14 protein-coding genes are annotated in these 18740 nt (G+C 59.7%); 5 read left to right on the top strand and 9 right to left on the bottom strand.

Annotation, left to right across the window (positions count from 1 at the left end; genetic code table 11):
- Positions 1-114: 114 nt before the first annotated feature.
- From ACYZTR_RS00540 to aspA, 7 genes are all read right to left on the bottom strand, one after another.
- Positions 115-4683 carry a dermonecrotic toxin domain-containing protein gene (locus ACYZTR_RS00540; protein ID WP_461975563.1) on the bottom strand — a complete coding sequence of 1523 codons (4569 nt, stop codon included), beginning with the start codon at positions 4681-4683 and terminating at the stop codon, positions 115-117.
- Between the two features lie 151 nt (positions 4684-4834).
- The gene (locus tag ACYZTR_RS00535) at positions 4835-5950 is read right to left on the bottom strand and encodes a polyamine ABC transporter substrate-binding protein (RefSeq protein ID WP_461975561.1); all 1116 of its coding nucleotides are present in this window, start codon (positions 5948-5950) and stop codon (positions 4835-4837) included.
- A 12-nt stretch (positions 5951-5962) separates the two neighbouring features.
- A complete protein-coding gene (locus tag ACYZTR_RS00530; RefSeq protein WP_461975559.1) occupies positions 5963-6994 on the bottom strand; it encodes a histone deacetylase family protein in 1032 nt (343 codons plus the stop codon).
- Between the two features lie 269 nt (positions 6995-7263).
- On the bottom strand, positions 7264-8256 hold the full coding sequence (locus tag ACYZTR_RS00525) for an AraC family transcriptional regulator (protein ID WP_461975557.1): 993 nt from the start codon (positions 8254-8256) through the stop codon (positions 7264-7266).
- 162 nt (positions 8257-8418) lie between these two features.
- Positions 8419-9423, bottom strand: a complete 1005-nt coding sequence (locus tag ACYZTR_RS00520; protein WP_461975555.1) for an asparaginase — start codon at positions 9421-9423, stop codon at positions 8419-8421.
- 135 nt (positions 9424-9558) lie between these two features.
- Positions 9559-11010 carry an alanine/glycine:cation symporter family protein gene (locus ACYZTR_RS00515; protein WP_461975553.1) on the bottom strand — a complete coding sequence of 484 codons (1452 nt, stop codon included), beginning with the start codon at positions 11008-11010 and terminating at the stop codon, positions 9559-9561.
- Between the two features lie 468 nt (positions 11011-11478).
- A complete protein-coding gene (aspA, locus tag ACYZTR_RS00510) occupies positions 11479-12903 on the bottom strand; it encodes an aspartate ammonia-lyase (protein WP_461975551.1) in 1425 nt (474 codons plus the stop codon).
- A 180-nt stretch (positions 12904-13083) separates the two neighbouring features.
- On the opposite strand from aspA, the gene ACYZTR_RS00505 reads away from it, so the two are divergent.
- The 5 genes from ACYZTR_RS00505 to ACYZTR_RS00485 all read left to right on the top strand — a co-directional run bounded on the left by ACYZTR_RS00505 (position 13084) and on the right by ACYZTR_RS00485 (position 16822).
- Positions 13084-13992, top strand: coding sequence for a LysR substrate-binding domain-containing protein (locus ACYZTR_RS00505; RefSeq protein ID WP_461975549.1), 909 nt, complete (start codon positions 13084-13086; stop codon positions 13990-13992).
- A gap of 269 nt (positions 13993-14261) precedes the next feature.
- Positions 14262-14753 (top strand): 5-(carboxyamino)imidazole ribonucleotide mutase, encoded by a 492-nt coding sequence (purE, locus tag ACYZTR_RS00500; RefSeq protein WP_449644526.1) that lies wholly within the window; start codon positions 14262-14264, stop codon positions 14751-14753.
- A gap of 11 nt (positions 14754-14764) precedes the next feature.
- Positions 14765-15847, top strand: a complete 1083-nt coding sequence (locus tag ACYZTR_RS00495; RefSeq protein WP_461975547.1) for a 5-(carboxyamino)imidazole ribonucleotide synthase — start codon at positions 14765-14767, stop codon at positions 15845-15847.
- 104 nt (positions 15848-15951) lie between these two features.
- Positions 15952-16197, top strand: a complete 246-nt coding sequence (locus ACYZTR_RS00490) for a GlsB/YeaQ/YmgE family stress response membrane protein (protein ID WP_347804088.1) — start codon at positions 15952-15954, stop codon at positions 16195-16197.
- Positions 16198-16285: 88 nt separating this feature from the next.
- A complete protein-coding gene (locus ACYZTR_RS00485; RefSeq protein WP_461975545.1) occupies positions 16286-16822 on the top strand; it encodes a DUF3299 domain-containing protein in 537 nt (178 codons plus the stop codon).
- Positions 16823-16961: 139 nt separating this feature from the next.
- On the opposite strand, the gene ACYZTR_RS00480 is transcribed toward ACYZTR_RS00485, so the two are convergent.
- Both ACYZTR_RS00480 and ACYZTR_RS00475 read right to left on the bottom strand, forming a co-directional pair.
- Positions 16962-17861, bottom strand: coding sequence for a D-hexose-6-phosphate mutarotase (locus tag ACYZTR_RS00480; RefSeq protein WP_461975543.1), 900 nt, complete (start codon positions 17859-17861; stop codon positions 16962-16964).
- Between the two features lie 57 nt (positions 17862-17918).
- The gene (locus ACYZTR_RS00475) at positions 17919-18323 is read right to left on the bottom strand and encodes an acyl-CoA thioesterase (RefSeq protein WP_007896491.1); all 405 of its coding nucleotides are present in this window, start codon (positions 18321-18323) and stop codon (positions 17919-17921) included.
- Positions 18324-18740 lie beyond the last annotated feature (417 nt).

Below are 18740 nucleotides of genomic sequence, written 5' to 3'. Positions count from 1 at the left end.
ACGGCAGACTGCCGTCTGCAATCGAAAGTACCCGCGCACCCTCCGGGTCAGGTGGTAGATATATAGGGGTTGAAAAGAAGCCCGCGCTCGACGGGCTTGTGAGTCAAAGATGGCTCAGGAGAAGAACAGCGCGGCGGCCTGCGAGCGGCTGATGGCGCTGCGGTGGATGGCAATCAGCTCGTGGTTGCTGTGGTTTTCGCGCCAATCGTAAGCACCGCCGAGACGTCGCTGATCGGCAGTTTTCAGGTGCGCGGCGGTGAATGAAGGCAGAGGATCTGTGGGATTGGCGTAGTGAAAGTGCGCGTACCACAGAACCTTGTTGGTTTTCTTGTCGAGTATTTCGTACTCCTGCAAATAGTCTCTGCGCGGGCCTTTCAGCCGGCGTCGCTCGGCAGTCTTGGCAATGCGCAATTCACCCTTCTCGTGCAGCCATTCAACTCGCGCCGCCGTGGGGGCCTGTTGCTTGGTCATCGCGATGCGGGTGACGCGACCCGTGGCGTAGAGAGCTGTCGCTTCGGTATCGAGCTGCTGACGCAACGTGGCGGTGGCCGTTTCAGTCGTGGAGCTATTACCCGCCGTGAGCGCCTGATCAATCCTGTCCATGACGTTACGTAGATGATCGGCATGCAGGTAATAGACCTCCTCGGTTTCCGTTGGATTGCGCTGCGCCCGATTGAGGTGTGCCTGGGTGCGCTGTTTAAATGCCGGTAATTGTTCCAGCAATGCCTTGCCATCGAGCACGCTTTTAGCCAGATCGGGCTTTGCTTTGGGTGACGGGGTGTTCTTTTCCGAGACGCGTTCCAGCCAGACGCCTGGCGTTTTCTCATGAAAAGTGGCAATCACCTTTCCCGTCAGCGGCGCCACCACATCGACCAGATGGCTGTCTTTGCCCTTTGCGCTTTGGCGTCGCTGACCCACGAGCGTGCCTTTGAAACGGGTCTTGATGATGATTTTTTTTGCCGTCGAGGCAACGGGTTTCGATGGGCCGGCGACCGGCTCAAGGTGTCGTTGTTCGCGCAATAGATCCGATAAGTGTTGCGCAGTGCGTTGGCCAAATTCCGCGACACGTTTCTGCACTTTTTCGAGACGGTCGGGTACCTGATGCTCCGCAAACTCGGCGGCGAAATCGAGAAAACGCTGGTCGATGATTGCGAACTGTTCGACCAGGTTGTTCAGCGCGTCTGTCCGTTCACCCAGATTGTTCAAACTTTCATCCGTGCTCAGATCCAAAGCGCTTTGAATGTTAAGTGCGGCATCTTCGACCAGGCTTTCCAGTGCGACTTGAGCTTCTTCCCGAGCGGCACCCGAGGCGCCCTTGAGACAGAGTTTGCGCCCTAACGTGATCTGCAGCATCTTCAGATGATCCAGCGAAAAAGGTGGAAGTCTGGCTTTGTATTGACGCGTGACCTCGGCGGCCTCTTTGCCCAGCAGGCTGAGTTCTGCGAAACGGGTCTGCGCGAATTCGACTTTGTCGATCACCCTCTGCGTCAACTCGGTCATCGTTTCAAAAGGCTCGGAACGGTTGCTCGTGGATTCGCTGTTTGTCCCGTCGAGCAGTTCGAGGGTGACACGCAGGCTATCGCGGAACGTGGTGTCGCATTCGCTCAGCCAGGACTGCATGAGGAACAGTTGCAGGGATATCCGGTCCAACATTGCAGTCCGGTAATTGGGGACGGCTTCCAGAATGTTCAGCGCTTTCAGTTCTTGAATGTGGGTGGTGTATTCACCGATCTGCGTATCAAGGGTGTCGAGGAAGTGCTGGCGCGCACTGTCGGCCGTTTCAGGCGTTGCCTCCAGCATGGCACGACGGACTTCGACCAGCTGCAATCGCTTGGCGGTCAGGCCAGCGTCAAAGGCGGTGATGTCTTCTTTTTTTTTGCGCAGTTGCTCGTGATTCTGTTGTTGCAGTTGTTTGCGCCGGCTCCTCAGGCCGCCGCCGCGCAGTCGCAAGCGCAGGTCGACAAACCATTCGCCGCGCTGGTTGCTGATCAGTAACGGCCCCTTGCGCGGCGGTCGCTGGCGAGAATCGATGATTTGCACATCGTCGTTGTCGTTGAGTTCGACTTCGAACCAGCGCTCTGCTACGCCGGCGTACCATTTTTGGCCGCTGGCAGTGAGGTGCCTATAGGGGCCCTCGGTTGCCGGTTTGGCGTTTGTTTCTGGCTTCGTGATTTTCAGGCTGTCGAGCACGGTGCCCAGGCCTGGTCGGGATCGATCCACTGCGCCGAGATCGTGCAACGACAGTTCATGGCTGCTCGGCAGCTCATGATCCGGGATGTCTGCCAACCGGGTCGCGCTGATGCTAGCTATCTTCACTTCTTCCGTCGCTGCGGGCGCTTTTTCCGTGTCGATGGCCAACGCCGTTCCTTGAGGTTTTTTACGAGTGGCCGCTCGGTGGGCGAGCACCATGCCCAGCGTCAAAAAGAGATCCGCCAGGGCCGCCCAGGCCAGAGGTTTTTGCTGCTGCTCAGCGGCCTCTGCGAGGTCCTGCAGGTCGTCCATGATCTGCCAGATCCATGCGGCCGTGTTCACTCCGCGACCCAGAAATGGCAGCGCCACACTGAACAGCGCCCATCCGCCACGCTTGAGAGAAGCCCATCGCGCCTCGGCATTGGACACCGATTGGCTGTCCGCTTGAGCGATCAGTGCCTCGGCATTGGCCTTGAACAAGGTCGTCAGCACATCGTTTTCAATCACGCGATGACCGAGCGTCACCGGCCCTGGCAGGTTCAGTGACAGCGTGGGGTCGATCAGAAGTTGCGGCACCGTCCACACCGAAGGCAGCGCGCCTGGAAAAACGTATTGCGAGTAATTGAAACGTACGCTGTCGGGTAGCCACGCCAGTACGGACTGGCGCAGTGACCTTGAGTGTTTGATGGCATACAGCAGATTGGCCGTCGACGGGTATTGCAACAGCGCAAGTTCAAGCAACGGACGGTACAGCAGGCACGGCCCGTTATCTTGATCCTGTGGGCCGATCACAAACATGTTGACCACCTCGTCGGCGCTCCCGGTGGGGGAGTCGCCAGTGACGAAGGCCAATGGACGAACCACGATCCGTTGGCCGTCGACCTGTTGTTCCACCCGCTCGCTTGCCAACGCCGCGACGACGTAGCGGTAACCTTGCTCAGTCAGGCCTCCTTCGCCGCGGATTTTGTATTGCAGGGCCAGCAACGGCAGCTCGAGCGGCAACTGCTGGGTGAAGAGCTGCTGCAAACGAGAGGCCTGGGAGGTGTCGTCGATTAGCCTGTTTTGCAGCAAGGCCGGATAGACTTCACCGATGTCGACCGTTGTCACCAATTCTTCCAGGTAACCAATGGTCATCCATTCCGGCAGCGCAGCGCCGTCCCGGTGGCGCACCGATTTATTTCCCAGTGCCAGGGCGCCCAGATTCTCAAGTGCAAGGTCGACAAGCGACAGCGTCTGAGTGTCTACGTGCCCCGGCGGCACAAAAGTGCCCCAGACTTCGACGCTGGTGACGGTGATCTCCACGTCTTTCAAATCGACATGTTCTGTCTGGGCAGGTGTCTGTTTTATTTGTTTCTCCAGCTCATCCCGAGTGAATTTTTTGATACCGGGCAGCTCGCTTTGAAAGGTTTTGCCAGCGTTTTGCTGCTGCACGACCGCCAGGTTCAGCAGGTGTCGGCTGTAACGGTTTTGGTCGGCGGGGGTGGCGTCTTCAAGCCACTGCGGAATTGAATGTTGCAACCGCGAGAAATGAGGTGTTCGCTGCTCCTTCATAGCTTGCTGGTTGTCGGGCGCACCGCGCCGTGTCGTTAAAATCGGCTCGTCCGAGCGCTGGAAAAAATCAATCGCGCCTATCGCCTCGGCTTCTAGCGCAATCAGGGTGCAAGCCTGGTGGTCGAAAAAGTTGCCCTCGGGTTCGAACAATCGCCAGCTCAGACTGCTTGCAGCGTTTTTCACCAGTGATTGCAGCGTTTGTCCCAGCGCCTCGAACGTATCGAAGCGTTGAAATCCTTTCGTCAGTGAGTGCATGAGAATCAATGTGCGCTTGCCGAGCGTGCCCACCAGTACAGCGGCGTCCAGAACGTTGAGATGCTTGTGTGCCGTGTCATCAAGGTCGATCAGGCAGACGCGGGTCTTGTACTTGTCGGTGGCCAGCCGCAGTAATTTATCGGGTTGCCCGAACACAGCGTGCGCCATGGCCCGTTGATCCTCATCCCAGCCGTTGTTAGCGCTGACGTTCCACAGCTGCTGCAAGGTGTGCGAAAGCTGATGCCAGCGCGGCTGGTCGGGCGCGGTGGTTTCGTTCCAGTAGTCGAGCTGCTGTTCCTGATAGGCGATGAACAGCAGCGGGGCGAGTTCGTTGAGCCGGGCTGCGATCGCTTCGATCTTTACCGGAAGCTGGGTGACCGGTTCGACGCCGGGTTGTTCGGTGAGAAAGTGTTCGCCATCGATGCAGGTCGCTGCGGTGCCAGAGAGCGCGAGGCGAACCAGTGCATCGGTGAGGGATTCGAATCGGCAGGGACCAGCCTTGACCGTTTCTCCGTCGGTCAACCAGGTCGGTGTCGCAACCATGGCCCGCGCCGGGTCGATTTTCAGGTGCGGGTAAAGCGTAGCGAGCGCGGGACGCAAGGCATGCGCGGCGACTTCGGTGAGCGAAGGGCCTGTCACCAGTTGAGTCAGTACATCCACAGCACTTGGAGTTGAAGTTTCGGGCATGACCATTTCCTTGTCTGACGGCGGCGGCCGCTGTCGTGAGCAGCGTCGGATCAGGGCAGGATGGCGAACTCGACCGAACACTTGGCGGTAGATAAATATCGCAGGCAAAAAAAGACCCGCATCAGCGCGGGTCTTGGCTTTAGGCAGCGGGTCAGGTTCCGGACTTGATCTTGGTCCAGGCCCGGGTCCGCGCACGTTCAGCATCGCGAGGCAGGGGTTGCAGGGTGTAAAGCGTGCTCATCGCTGTTTCGGTCGGGTACAGATTCGGGTTGTTGCGGATCGCCGGGTCGACCATTTCCGTGGCGTCCTTGTTCGGGTTCGGGTAGCCGACGAAGTCGCTGACCGGCGCGATCACCTGCGGCTGCAGCAAGTAGTTGATGAAGGTGTAGGCGTCTTGCGGATTTTTCGCGCCTTTCGGGATCGCGAGCATGTCGAACCAGATCGGCGCGCCTTCTTTGGGCAGGCGCATGTCGACGATCACGCCGTTCTTGGCTTCCTTGGCGCGGTTGGCGGCCTGAGAGAAGCTGCCGGAGTAACCGACAGCGACGCAGATGTCACCGTTGGCGATGTCGGCCATGTACTTCGAAGAATGGAAGTAGGTGACGTACGGACGAATCTTCATCAACAGCGCTTCAGCCTTTTCGTAGTCCGCAGGCTTAGCGCTGTTGGGGTCCAGGCCGAGGTGGTGCAGAGCCAGTGGCAGAATCTCCGAAGGCGAGTCGAGCAGGGCCACGCCGCACTGCTTGAGCTTGCTGATGTTCTCCTCCTTGAAGATCAGGTCCCAGCTGTCCACCGGTGCGTTGTCACCCAATGCCGCCTTGATCTTGTCCGGGTTGAAGCCAATCAGGATGGTCCCGTACATGTACGGCACGGCAAATTTATTGCCCGGATCGTTGGCTTCGATCAGCTTCATCAGCTTGGGATCAAGGTGGTTCCAGTTCGGCAGTTTGCTGCGATCAAGCGGCTGGAACACGCCGGCTTCGATCTGCTTGGCGAGGAACACGTTGGACGGCACGACCACGTCATAGCCGGAATTGCCGGTCAGCAACTTGGCCTCCAGCGCTTCGTTAGTGTCGAAGATGTCGTAGACCAGTTTGGTCTGGGTGTTCTGGGTCTTGAAGTCTTCCAGGGCTTTGGGGGTGATGTAGTCGAACCAGTTGTAGACGCGCAACGTTCGCTCTTCAGCGTGTGCAGCTCCACTGAGCACGGTGGCGCACAGCACTGTGGGGAAGAGCGCTGGCGCGATAAAACGCTTGAGTCGATTCATTGTTCTAATTCCTCATTGGGCGCTTTCAAAACCTTCGAGAACGTTCACGGCATTGATGCCGATTTCTTCAACCGCGTAGCCGCCTTCCATCACGAACAGCGTCGGCTTGCCGAGGCCCGCGATGCGCGCGCCCATTGCCAGGTAGTCCGGGCTGTCGAGCTTGAATTGGGAGATGGGATCGTCCTTGAACGTATCGACACCCAGGGAGACGACAACGATATCGGCGCCGTATTTTTCGATCTCTTTGCAGGCGTGTTCCAGCGCGGCGCTCCAACTGTCCCAGCCGCTGCCAGCCGGCAAAGGGTAGTTGAAGTTGAAACCTTCGCCGGCCCCCTCGCCGAGCTCATCGTCATAACCGAGGAAGAAGGGGAACTCGGCTTCCGGGTGACCGTGGATCGAGGTGAACAGCACGTCGCTGCGCTCATAGAAAATCGATTGGGTACCGTTGCCGTGGTGGTAGTCGACGTCGAGGATCGCGACCTTCTTGTGGCCTTGGTCGAGGAAGGCCTGAGCGGCGATGGCGGCGTTGTTGAGGTAGCAATAACCGCCCATCAAATCGCTGGCGGCGTGGTGTCCCGGTGGACGGCACAAAGCGAAGGCACTGCGGGCGCCGCGTTGAATGACGGCTTGAGCCGTCAACGCGACTTGCGCCGCGCTGTACGCCGCTTGCCAGGTGCCGGCGGTAATCGGTGCGCCGCCGTCGAAGCTGTAATAGCCGAGCTGGCCGTGCAGGCTGGTGGGCATGATTCGGCGCAGCGTGCGGGCCGGCCAGGTGTAGGGCAGCAAATCGCCGTCGGTATTGAATTCGGTCCAGCGTGCCCAGGCGCCTTTGAAGAAGTCGAGGTAGTCGCGGCTGTGGATGCGCGCAATCGGGTCAAGGCCGAAATCCTGGGGTGCTTCGACCGGGCCAAGGTCGCGGTATTGCACGCGTTGCAGCACATGGTCGGCGCGCGAGGGCATTTCGAAACAGGGCTTGAGTTGCCCGTCTATCAATTCACAACGGCCGTGGTGCAGGTGGTGATCGTCCGAGTAGATCGTCAGCATTTCTTGTTCTCCGCAGGCTGATTCGGTTGAACACAGTCTTGCGGCAGGAGGTGTTTCGGAGAACGGCAGGAAAGGCCAAAAGGGGATTGAAATGGCCAAAAGATCTGACCGAAATTCGCCCCTTATCGGCGCGACGGTGCCCCGGCGTAGGGCGTACCCAAGCCGATCGTTCCCATGCTCTGCGTGGGAATGCCTCTTGGGACGCTCTGCGTCCCAGTGACGCAGAGCGTCACTGGCTGCATTCCCACGCAGAGCGTGGGAACGATCAGTCAGGGGCGGAACTGGCTCGGCGCCACACCACTCCAACGGACGAACGCATGGCGGAAACTCGCGGTTTCGCTGAAGCCCAGCGCTTCGGCGATCCGGTAGATCGGCATCTGGTCTTCACAGAGCATTTGCTTGGCCTGTTCGAAGCGCAATTCGTCGAGCAATTCCTGATAGCTGCAACCCAGGTCCTTGAGGTGCCGGCGCAGGGTTCGCGCCGAACAATTCATCTGCTGCGCCAATCCTTCAAGGCCCGGCGCTGCATTCAATTGCGTACTGAGCAGTTGGCGAATCCGCCCCAGCCAGGCCTGGCGGCCAGTGAACTCGGTGTTCTGTTTACGACAGCGTTCAGTCATTGCCTGGTGGGTAATGACGTCGGCCAATGGCAACGGTTGGTCGAGCCAGCGTTTGTCGAAGGCAAAGGCGTTGTTCTGCGCGCCGAAGTGCAGCGGGCAATTGAAGTGTTCGGCGTAGGTCGCCTCGTAGTCGGGGGCGGCATGTTCGAAACGAGCCGCCAGCAGCGGCAGCGGGTGACCGAACAGGTCGTCGCAGGTGACTTTCAACGACACCAGACAGAACTCGGCATTGAATACCGCCAGCGCCGGATTCTCCCGGTAATCAGCGGCGACAAACCAGATACGCTCGCCGTCGGCTTCAAGGCTCAGTTCGAAAAGTGTTCCTAACAGCGCCGGATAGCGTATCGCCAGACGTAAAGCGTCACCGAAGGTGGCACTGGTGAGCAGCGCATAACCGAGCATACCGTAGGACGAAACGTGCATCCGCCGGCCAAGTTCCAGGCCGATATCGCGTTTGAGGGCGACGGCATTGGCGCAGACCTGCATCTCCTGGTTCGTGGTGATGCGCGTGTCCGCCCGGCTCAGATCCGCCGCGCTGATGCCGCTTCCCGCGAGCAGTGCTTCGCTGGGCAGACCCTCGGCCTTGAAGGCGTTGAGCACCAGAGAGACGGCGTTGAGGGTGGTGAGGTGGGAGTGGAGCATGGGGTGTTCCAGCCTTGGGGTGGCTGGAAAAGGAGCAAGTTGTGTGCCCAGTGAAGATCCAGTGGGAGCGAGCCTGCTCGCGAAGAGGTCGGCACATCCAACATTAATGTGTCTGACATACCGCTCGCGAGCAGGCTCGCTCCCACAGGGATTGGTGTTGGGTCAGCTGAGTTCGCCGCAGAGGTCCAGTTCTACAAGGCGCCGCACTTCAGCGCTGTCGAGCCCGGCACCCAGCAAGCCATGCAACTTGCCGAACGCCGCTTCACGGGTCATACCGCCGCCCGAAAGCACGCCTGCACCGCGCAACCGGCTACCGGCCTCGTAAACATCCAGCTCAACGCCGCCTTCATGGCACTGCGTAACTGCCACAACCACAACACCCTTGTCCCGTGCCCGTTCCAGGCTGGCGAGAAACTCGGGGTTATCGCTCGGCCCGGTACCGCTGCCGTAGCACTCCAGAACCAGCCCCTGAATGCCGCTGTTCAGCACGCCATCAAGTTGCTCGGCGCCAATGCCGGGAAACAACGGCAGCACAGCGATTTTCGCCAGTTGCTTGTTCTGGTTGTAGTTCAGTGGCGCGGGTAGCGAAGTCGCTTTCACGCCGCCGCCCTGACGCTCCAGTCGCTTGAACGGATGACGACCGAAACTGCGAACCTTCGCGCAACGAGTCGGGTCCAGCAGCTCGCCGTGGAAGTACAAATGCACGCCTGGCGCCAAACCTTGGCCGAGGGCGACCAGCGCGCCGCCGAGGTTTTCCCAGGCATCGCTGTCGGCTACACCCGCCGGTAGCATGGAACCGGTGAACACCACGCGGGCCTGCAGGCCGAGCAACTGAAAGCTCATGGCTGCAGCGCTGTAGGCGAGGGTGTCCGTGCCGTGCAAGATCAGCACGCTGTCGCAGCCCTGCACATCAACGGCGTCGACCACCGCTTCCCGCAGTTGCCGCCAGTAAGCCGGGCTCATGTTGGCGCTGTCGATCAGCGGCGACATCTCGCGAAAGCGCCACTGCGGCACGACAAGGTCAGGCTGGCTGTGCAGATATTCGCGCATCCGCGCTTCGAAACCGGACGCCGGGGCCAGGCCGTGAGCGCTGGCTTGCATACCGATGGTGCCACCGGTGTAGAGCACCATGACGTGCTGGGCGGCAGGATAGGTCGAAGGGTTCATGGAATTCTCCGAAACGATGAGTTCCTGTGGGAGCGAGCTTGCTCGCGATGGGGCCATAACATTCAACATCTGTTGACTGTGAAGACGCTATCGCGAGCAAGCTCGCTCCCACATGGGATACGGCACTTTAACCGATCAGCGTTGCGCTGCGGGTACGCCTTGCGGCTCAGCTTCGGTCTTAGGGGCGACGGCGGGCGGATTGGCAGGCCAGGCTTTCAAGTCCAGGTCCAGGTCCGGGAATTTGCTCGAATCGAACACGGGCGTCTTGATGCCGGCTGCGCGCTGGTCATCGTAGTCACGCAGGATGCGCATGCCGACTTTGAACAGCAGGAGCAGCGCGATCAGGTTCACGAACGCCAGCAGGGTCATGGTGATGTCAGCGAAGGCGAACACCGTACCCAGGTTTTCGATTGCCCCCCAGAAGATCAACACCAGGACCAGTGCGCGGTAGCCGATCAGCGCCTTGCGGTTTTCACCGATCAGGAACCGCAGGTTGTTCTCGCCCAGGTAGTAGTTGTAGAGAATCGAGGTGAACACGAACAACGACAGGGCCACGGAAATGAAACTCCGGCCCCAGTCACCGACGACGGCGGCCAGCGAGTTCTGGGTCAGGGCAATGCCGTCGCCTTCGAAGCCTGGTGTGTAGAAGCCCGAGAGCAGGATCAGCAACGCGGTACAGGTACAGATCACAAAGGTGTCAAGGAATACGCTGAACGCCTGAACCACGCCTTGTGCCACCGGGTGCTCGACCGACGCCACGGCGGCCACGTTCGGCGCACTGCCCAGGCCGGCTTCGTTGGCGAACACGCCGCGCTTCACGCCCATGACGATGGCGCTGCCGATCAGGCCGCCAAAGGCCTGGTCGAGACCGAAGGCGCTTTTGACGATGGTCATCAGCATCGCTGGAACGTGATCGAACTGCAGCACGATCACGTAGAGGGTCACGCCGATGTACACCAAGGTTTTTACCGGTACCAACAGGTCAGCGACCTTGGCGATCCGCTTGATACCACCGATGAACACCAGACCCAGCAACACCGCCAGGGCCAGGCCGGTGTAAGTGGGGTCGAGGTCGAAAGCGTTTTTCAGCGAGTGGGTCACAGCGTGGGACTGCAGGCCGTTGAAGGCGAAGCCGAAGGTGATCAGCAGCAGGAACGCCATGATCATGCCCAGCCAGCGTTTCTGCAGGCCGTGCTGGATGTAATAGGACGGACCGCCACGGTACGTGCCGTCGGAGTCGCAGCGCTTGTAGAGCTGGCCGAGGGAGCATTCGAAGAAGCTGCTGGACATGCCGACCAACGCGGTCACCCACATCCAGAACACCGCGCCCGGACCACCCAGGGTCACGGCGATACCGACACCGGCGATGTTGCCCGCACCGACACGACCGGCGAGGCTGAGCATCAATGCCTGGAACGAACTGAGTTGACCGGCGCTGCTTTTGAGGCTGTCGCGGAACACCGCGAACATGTGGAAAAAGTGGCGCAATTGAACGAAACGCGAGCGGATCGTGAAGTAGCTACCGAGCCCGACAATGAGCACGATCAGTACTTTCCCTGAGAGGAAGTCGTTAATGACTTCGAGCATGGATTATTCCTCGCTGTTTTTTTGTGTAGGCAAATGCTGGAGGGGCAGAAACATCGCGTTACACCGGCTTGCGCGTGGCACAACAGGTGAGGCGAAGGTTCGTCCCGGTTCCAAATCGCGGGTTTGTTATTAGTTCGGGTTTCGCATGGGTTTGGGCCTCGTTACCGACGACCGCTCACGCGAAGAGGGGCGGCACTATACCTATGAGCGTGCCGTCCGTCTGCACGGTTGTGGTGCAAGCGACGAAACGAAGCCTTTGAAACACCTGATTTTTTTGAAGTCAGGCTCGTGTGGGAGGGCGAGAGCCCCATTTCCACAGAAGTCTTTTCCTGCCAAAGAGTTAAAAAAAAGGGCTTGGGGAATAAATCCCCAAGCCCTCAAAAGGTGAGAGGTGTCTAGTCCCTCGACCTGGTGAGCGTGGCGCTTCGTGCTCTTCGTTAAAAGACCAAGCGCCGGCGTTGCGTTCGGTTAAGCCTTCAGAGGCACCAGACGCGGAGCAATCATGTTTTCCGGGCGCAGGATGTCGGCGAGCATTTCGTCGTCGAGCAAGCCTTCTTCACGCACCAGTTCCAGCACGCCGCGGCCGCTTTCCAGCGCGATACGGGCGATGCGGGTGGCGTTTTCATAACCGATGTACGGGTTCAGCGCAGTGACCAGGCCGATCGAGTGTTCGACCAGTTCGCGGCAGCGCTCTTCGTTGGCGGTGATGCCGACGATGCAGTGCTCGCGCAGCATGTCCATGGCGCGTTGCAGCAGGCGGATCGAGTCGAAGATCTTGAACGCGATCAGCGGCTCCATCACGTTCAGTTGCAACTGGCCACCTTCGGCCGCGATGGTCAGGGCCAGGTCGTTACCGATGATCTGGAACGCCACCTGGTTAACCGCTTCCGGGATGACCGGGTTGACTTTGCCGGGCATGATCGAGCTGCCTGGCTGACGCGCCGGCAGGTTGATTTCGTTGATGCCGGTGCGTGGGCCGCTGGACAGCAGGCGCAGGTCGTTGCAGATCTTCGACAGCTTGACCGCGGTGCGCTTGAGCATGCCGGAGAACAGTACGAAGGCGCCCATGTCGGAGGTGGCTTCGATCAGGTCGGCGGCTGGAACCAGCGGTTGACCGCTGATCAGAGCCAGACGCTGAACGGCCAGGAGTTGGTAGCGCGGGTCGGCGTTGATGCCGGTGCCAATCGCGGTGCCGCCCAGGTTCACTTCGGTCAGCAGTTCAGGTGCCAGCGTTCTCAGGCGCGCCAGGTCTTCGCCCAGCGTGGTGGCGAAAGCGCGGAATTCTTGACCCAGGGTCATCGGCACGGCGTCTTGCAGCTGGGTACGACCCATCTTCAATACGTGGCTGAATTCCTGGCCTTTGGCGGCGAACGCCTGGATCAGGCTGTCGAGACTGGCCAGCAACGCATCGTGACCCAGCAGCAGACCCAGACGGATCGCGGTCGGGTAGGCGTCGTTGGTCGACTGCGCCATGTTCACGTCGTTGTTCGGGTGCAGGTATTGGTATTCGCCCTTCTGGTGACCCATGGCCTCCAGCGCGATGTTGGCGATGACTTCGTTGGCATTCATGTTGGTTGAAGTGCCAGCGCCGCCTTGAATCATGTCCACCACGAACTCTTCGTGGAAATCACCGCGGATCAAACGTGCACAAGCTTCGCTGATGGCAGCGTGCTTGGCTTCGCTCAGGTGACCCAGTTCGCGGTTGGCGTCAGCGGCGGCCTGCTTGACCATTGCCAGGCCGACAACCAGCTTCGGGTAATGCGAAATCGGAACGCCGGAGAGACGGAAGTTATTCACCGCTCGCAGGGTCTGGATGCCGTAATACGCTTGAGCAGGTACTTCGAGTACGCCAAGCAGGTCTTTTTCTATGCGCAAAGATGCAGCGGAAGACATGATAGAAATCATCTCGATAGGGACCCGGTCTGTGCCGGAACACTGCAAATGCTAGGCTCGTGGAGAATTTTGGGCCAATGCTGTTAAACACTAGCCTATGCACATTCGGCATAATGCCCGTGTGACGCCGTGTCTGCGGCGAGCGTGTGACCTAAATTGGTGCGTGTCCGGGAGGCCGTGATGAACCTTGAAAGTAAATGGCTTGAGGACTTTAGTGCTCTGGCTGCCACCCGCAGCTTCTCCCAGGCTGCCGAAAGGCGCTTCGTGACGCAGCCGGCATTCAGTCGGCGGATCCGCAGCCTTGAAGCTGCACTGGGGCTGCAACTGGTCAATCGCTCGCGCACACCGATCGAGCTGACGGCGGCGGGGCAGCTGTTTCTGGTCACCGCGCGGACGGTGGTTGAGCAGCTCGGTGAAGTGTTGCGTCACCTTCATCACCTGGAAGGCGGGCAGGGCGAGGTGATGCAGGTCGCCGCCGCTCACTCTCTGGCGCTGGGGTTCTTTCCGCGCTGGATCGCGCAATTGCGTAATGAAGGCCTGAACATCGCAACGCGCCTGGTGGCAACCAACGTCGGTGATGCGGTGCATGCCCTGCGTGAAGGTGGTTGCGATCTGATGCTGGCGTTCTACGATCCGGATGCCGCGATGCAGATGGACCCGGAAATCTTTCCCTCGTTGCACCTCGGCCACACCGAGATGCTCCCGGTCTGCGCGGCCGACGCGGACGGCAAGCCGTTGTTCGATCTGGAAGGCGAGGCCAGCGTGCCGCTGCTGGCTTACAGCGCCGGTGCGTTTCTCGGGCGCTCGGTGAACATGCTGCTGCGTCAGCGTGCGCTGCGCTTCACTACCATTTATGAAACAGCCATGGCCGACAGCCTTAAAAGCATGGCGCTGGAGGGATTGGGCATCGCCTGGGTGCCGCAGCTCAGCGTGCGCGCCGAACTGGCGCGCGGTGAGCTGGTGGTCTGCGGCGGCCCGCAATGGCATGTTCCACTGGAGATTCGTTTGTACCGCTGCGCATTGGTGCGCAAGGCCAACGTACGATTACTGTGGCGCAAGCTTGAGGGCGGGGCGGCGCAGGGTTCTTGAAGCCGAAGAAGATCCAATGTGGCGAGCAAGTCCGCTCCCACAAGGGGATTCGTGGTGATCTTTCGCTGACCTTTGAGTCAATAAAACCGGCGCTTTGCGCTGTATGACAGATGGTCGTATGGGGGGCTGTTTATCTGCTTCATTGAGGTATACTGCGCGGCCTTCGGCCGGTTCGTCCGGCCATAATTCATACAATCAAGCCACGCATTTTGCGTGGCTTGTTTGTTTTTTGACGCGCCTGCGGGCGCCCAGAGAGAAGAGGCACGACGATGAGTGCACTGGTTGGCGTGATCATGGGCTCCAAGTCCGATTGGTCCACCCTTAGCCACACCGCCGATATGCTGGAAAAGCTCGGCATCCCTTACGAGGTGAAAGTGGTCTCTGCCCACCGCACCCCGGACCTGCTTTTCCAGTACGCCGAAGAGGCTGAAGCGCGTGGCATCGAGGTAATCATCGCCGGTGCCGGCGGCGCAGCCCACTTGCCAGGCATGTGTGCGGCCAAGACCCACCTGCCAGTACTGGGCGTGCCGGTACAGTCGTCGATGCTGTCGGGCGTCGATTCGCTGCTGTCTATCGTGCAGATGCCCGCGGGCATCCCGGTCGCCACCCTGGCCATCGGCAAGGCCGGTGCGATCAACGCCGCGCTGCTGTCGGCGAGCATCCTCGGCGCCAAGCACCCGCAATTCCACGAAGTGCTGAAGATTTTCCGTGCTGAGCAGACAGACAGCGTTCTGGAAAATCCAGACCCACGCATCGCCTGAGGTTGTTGACGATGAAGATCGGTGTAATCGGTGGCGGCCAGTTGGGTCGCATGTTGGCGCTGGCGGGCACTCCGCTGGGCATGAACTTCGCTTTCCTGGACCCGGCGCCGGATGCTTGCGCAGCCGCGTTGGGCGAGCACCTGCGGGCCGATTACGGCGATCAGGATCACCTGCGTCAGCTGGCCGATGAAGTCGATCTGGTGACCTTCGAGTTCGAGAGCGTCCCGGCCGAAACCGTGGCTTTCCTGTCGCAATTCGTCCCGGTCTACCCGAGCGCCGAAGCCCTGCGCATCGCCCGTGATCGCTGGTTCGAAAAAAGCATGTTCAAGGACCTGGGGATTCCCACCCCGGCGTTTGCCGACATTCAATCGCAAGCCGATTTGGACGCCGCCGTGGCCTCCATCGGCCTGCCGGCCGTGCTGAAAACCCGCACCCTGGGTTATGACGGCAAGGGTCAGAAAGTCCTGCGTAAACCTGAAGACGTGGCTGGCACCTTCGCCGAACTGGGCAGCGTGGCCTGCCTGCTGGAAGGCTTCGTGCCGTTCACCGGCGAAGTCTCGTTGATCGCCGTGCGCGCTCGCGATGGTGAGACCAGGTTTTATCCGCTGGTTCACAACACCCACGACAGCGGCATCCTCAAGCTGTCCGTGGCCAGCACCGATCACTCGCTGCAAGCCTTGGCTGAAGACTATTCCAGCCGGGTACTCAAGCAGCTGAAATACGTTGGCGTGATGGCATTCGAGTTCTTCGAAGTCGACGGTGGCCTCAAGGCCAACGAGATTGCCCCGCGGGTGCACAACTCGGGTCACTGGACTACTGAAGGTGCCGAGTGCAGCCAGTTCGAAAACCACCTGCGGGCCATTGCTGGTCTGCCGCTGGGTTCGACGGCCAAGGTCGGCGAGAGCGCGATGCTCAACTTCATCGGTAAAGTGCCGGAGACCGAGCGAGTCCTGGCCATTGCCGATTGCCATCTGCATCACTATGGCAAGGCGTTCAAGGTCGGGCGCAAGGTCGGTCACGCCAATCTGCGCTGCGCCGACAAGGCCACGCTGGAGCAGCAGATCCTCAAGGTCGAAGCGCTCATTGCCGAATAGGTTTATGTGGCAGCGGCGGAACCATTCAGGGCCGCCGTTCTCTCATGGCAGGATGCCAAAGTCTGACTAGGCTTGGACGTAGCACTTAATCAGAGGGAAATGCCATGGGAATTATTGGAACCATCTTTATCGGCTTGATCGTCGGCCTGCTGGCTCGGTTCCTGAAACCGGGCGATGACAACATGGGCTGGATCATGACCATCCTGCTCGGTATCGGCGGTTCGCTGGCGGCCACTTATGGCGGCCAGGCTCTGGGCTTCTATCAGGCCGGCGAAGGCGCAGGCTTCCTGGGTGCGCTGGTGGGCGCCGTGATCTTGCTGGTGATCTACGGCTTGATCAAAAGGAACTGATTTAAGCGACAAAGTCCTCTCTGCTGCGCAAGCCGGGAGGGCTAGAATGCTCGGCGTTGCACCGTCCTCTCCTTTGCCGAGCACCTCCATGCGCCGTCTTCTGTTCACGCTCCTTTTACTGGGTACGGGTTTTGCCCACGCCGGCGAACTGTCGGAAACCGACTGGCTCGAATTGATGCCCAAGTCGGACCAGAAAGCCCTCGAAGCCATGCCCGAAATCGACCACAACTCCGCCGAAGCCGATGGCACCTTTACCGAGAAGGGTGGCATGAAGCAGAGCAAGGGCTTGCCGGCGGTGATGTATTCGACCAAAACCGTGCCGTCGATGAACGACAAGAATATCCGCATCGGTGGTTATCCGGTGCCGCTGGAGTCCGACGCCAAGGGCCGCAGCACACTGTTCTTCCTCGTGCCGTACCCGGGCGCCTGCATCCACGTGCCGCCACCACCGCCTAATCAACTGGTGTTGGTGCGTTATCCGAAAGGCTTGAAGCTGGATGATATCTACACGCCGCTGTGGGTGACCGGCACGCTGAAAATCGAGAAGGTCAACAACGACCTCGCTGACGCGGCGTATGCGCTGGATGCGGCGAAAGTGCGAGTAGTGGAAGAGTCGGATTTGTAACGCGCCAGTCAGGCTGGCAAAGATCAACTGTGGGAGCGAGCTTGCTCGCGATGATGGCGGTGTAACAGTCAACATTGATGTTGAATGTTTTGGCCTCATCGCGAGCAAGCTCGCTCCCACATTGGGTTTGTGGTGTTGATTAGAGCGGTGCGCTGCCGATGCTGACGCCCAAGGTATGGCTGGCACCCGGCGCCAAGGTCACCACATCATCCATCACATTCGCCGTTTCGATGCACAGCATCCGCTGCCAGCCATCGTCCGCCATGTCACTGAACGCTGCAGCCCGATCAATCCACGGGTTCCAGATCACCGCCGAGCGTGAACCGCTGCTGGTCAGCTCGATGCGCCGTTCCCAGGCCGGATCGACAATGCTCAGCTTCGCCGGGGTATTGAGGTAGATGCGATCAGTCTCGCCGGCAAAACGCAGATCGCCGGTCTGAGTGACGGTCTTCCAGTCGTCCAGCGTCTCGATATAACTCAAGCCATCCAGACCTTCGACATGCACATCGCGTACGTCGCTGACCGCGAAATAGCTGTGCAGCGCCTGGCTGATGGTGACGTTGTCAGTGCCTTGGTTGTGGCTGGTCAGGCTGATGTGCAGTTGCTCATCCAGACGAATGCTCAGCTTCAAATCCACCTGATGCGGCCAGCCCGGCAAGCCGCCTTCCGGGTACGGCAAAAGGAATTCCACCTTCAGACTTTCGCCTTCGGCTTCAATGCCGCCCAGTTCCCAGTCCATCGCCCGCACCAGCCCGTGGGCGGTCGGCGGTTCGTTGCTGACGCGCATCGCTTGAACACTTTGCGGGTTGCGCGGCAGGTTACCGAACCACGGCCAGCACACCGGAACCCCGGCGCGGATGCTCTTGCCGGTCTTGAATACCGCCTCGTCGTTGAGCCAGATCAGCGGCGGTTGCCCGGCTAATTGATAACTGAGGATGTGCGCGCCTTGCTGGGCGACCAGCAATTCGGCCTGACCGTGGCGGATGCGCCAGCAGTTCAGTTCATCCAGTTTCACGGCTTCAACGTTGGGCGTGCTCATGGGGCAATTCTCGATCAGGAACAATGACTGCAATGGACCGCTGAAAGGTCGCAGTGTTTAACGAGCTCGTGGCGGAACCGAACGGGTGCGGCCGCTGCCATCGATGGCGACGAACACAAACACGGCTTCAGTCACTTTACGCCACTCGCTGGACAGCGGATCGTCACTCCAGACTTCGACCATCATCTGAATCGAGCTGCGGCCGATTTCCAGCGCCTGGGTATAGAAGGAGAGCTGAGCGCCCACCGCTACCGGAACCAGAAACGCCATACGGTCGATTGCAACAGTGGCCACGCGCCCGCCCGCGACTTTGCTGGCCATTGCGGTGCCGGCCAAATCCATTTGCGCTACCAGCCAGCCGCCGAAAATATCGCCAAAGCCGTTGGTTTCGCGAGGGAGCGCGGTAATTTGCAGGGCAAGGTCGCCTTGCGGGATTGGATCTTCTTGTTCGAGCTCTATCATGCCGGGGGTGCCTCTGACCCGTGACTCTTCATAGGTGTAGCGGGTGAATAGCCGTCTTACGGCTCCGCGCGCAAAGTGCCTGCGCTCGGTCATGCTGCGTTAAAAACAGGCTCGGACGCTCATTTACAGCAGTAAACTCCGTGTCCTCGCCTGTTTTTGCCTTGCCTGACCTTCGCTCGGCTACTTTGCGCACTGGAGTCTTGGAAAAACGATTCAGCCCCGAACATACTACGTTCGTCACGTTTTTCGTAAGGCGCCTAAAGGGAAACTCTGCGAAATCGGCTGACAGGTGCCAACGACGTTTTCGCACAGCAACCCCTTACAAACAGGTGCAGGATTGCGAGTATATCGATCGGTAGACTCCGAGACGACCGTCCGGTTCTCATTTAGACCGTCAATTACGCGCCTCTATGTGCT

This window comes from Pseudomonas sp. Hz4 (assembly GCF_054898165.1).
The sequence above is the reverse complement of the archived record's forward strand: the minus strand, read 5'-3'. Positions and strand labels throughout refer to the sequence as shown.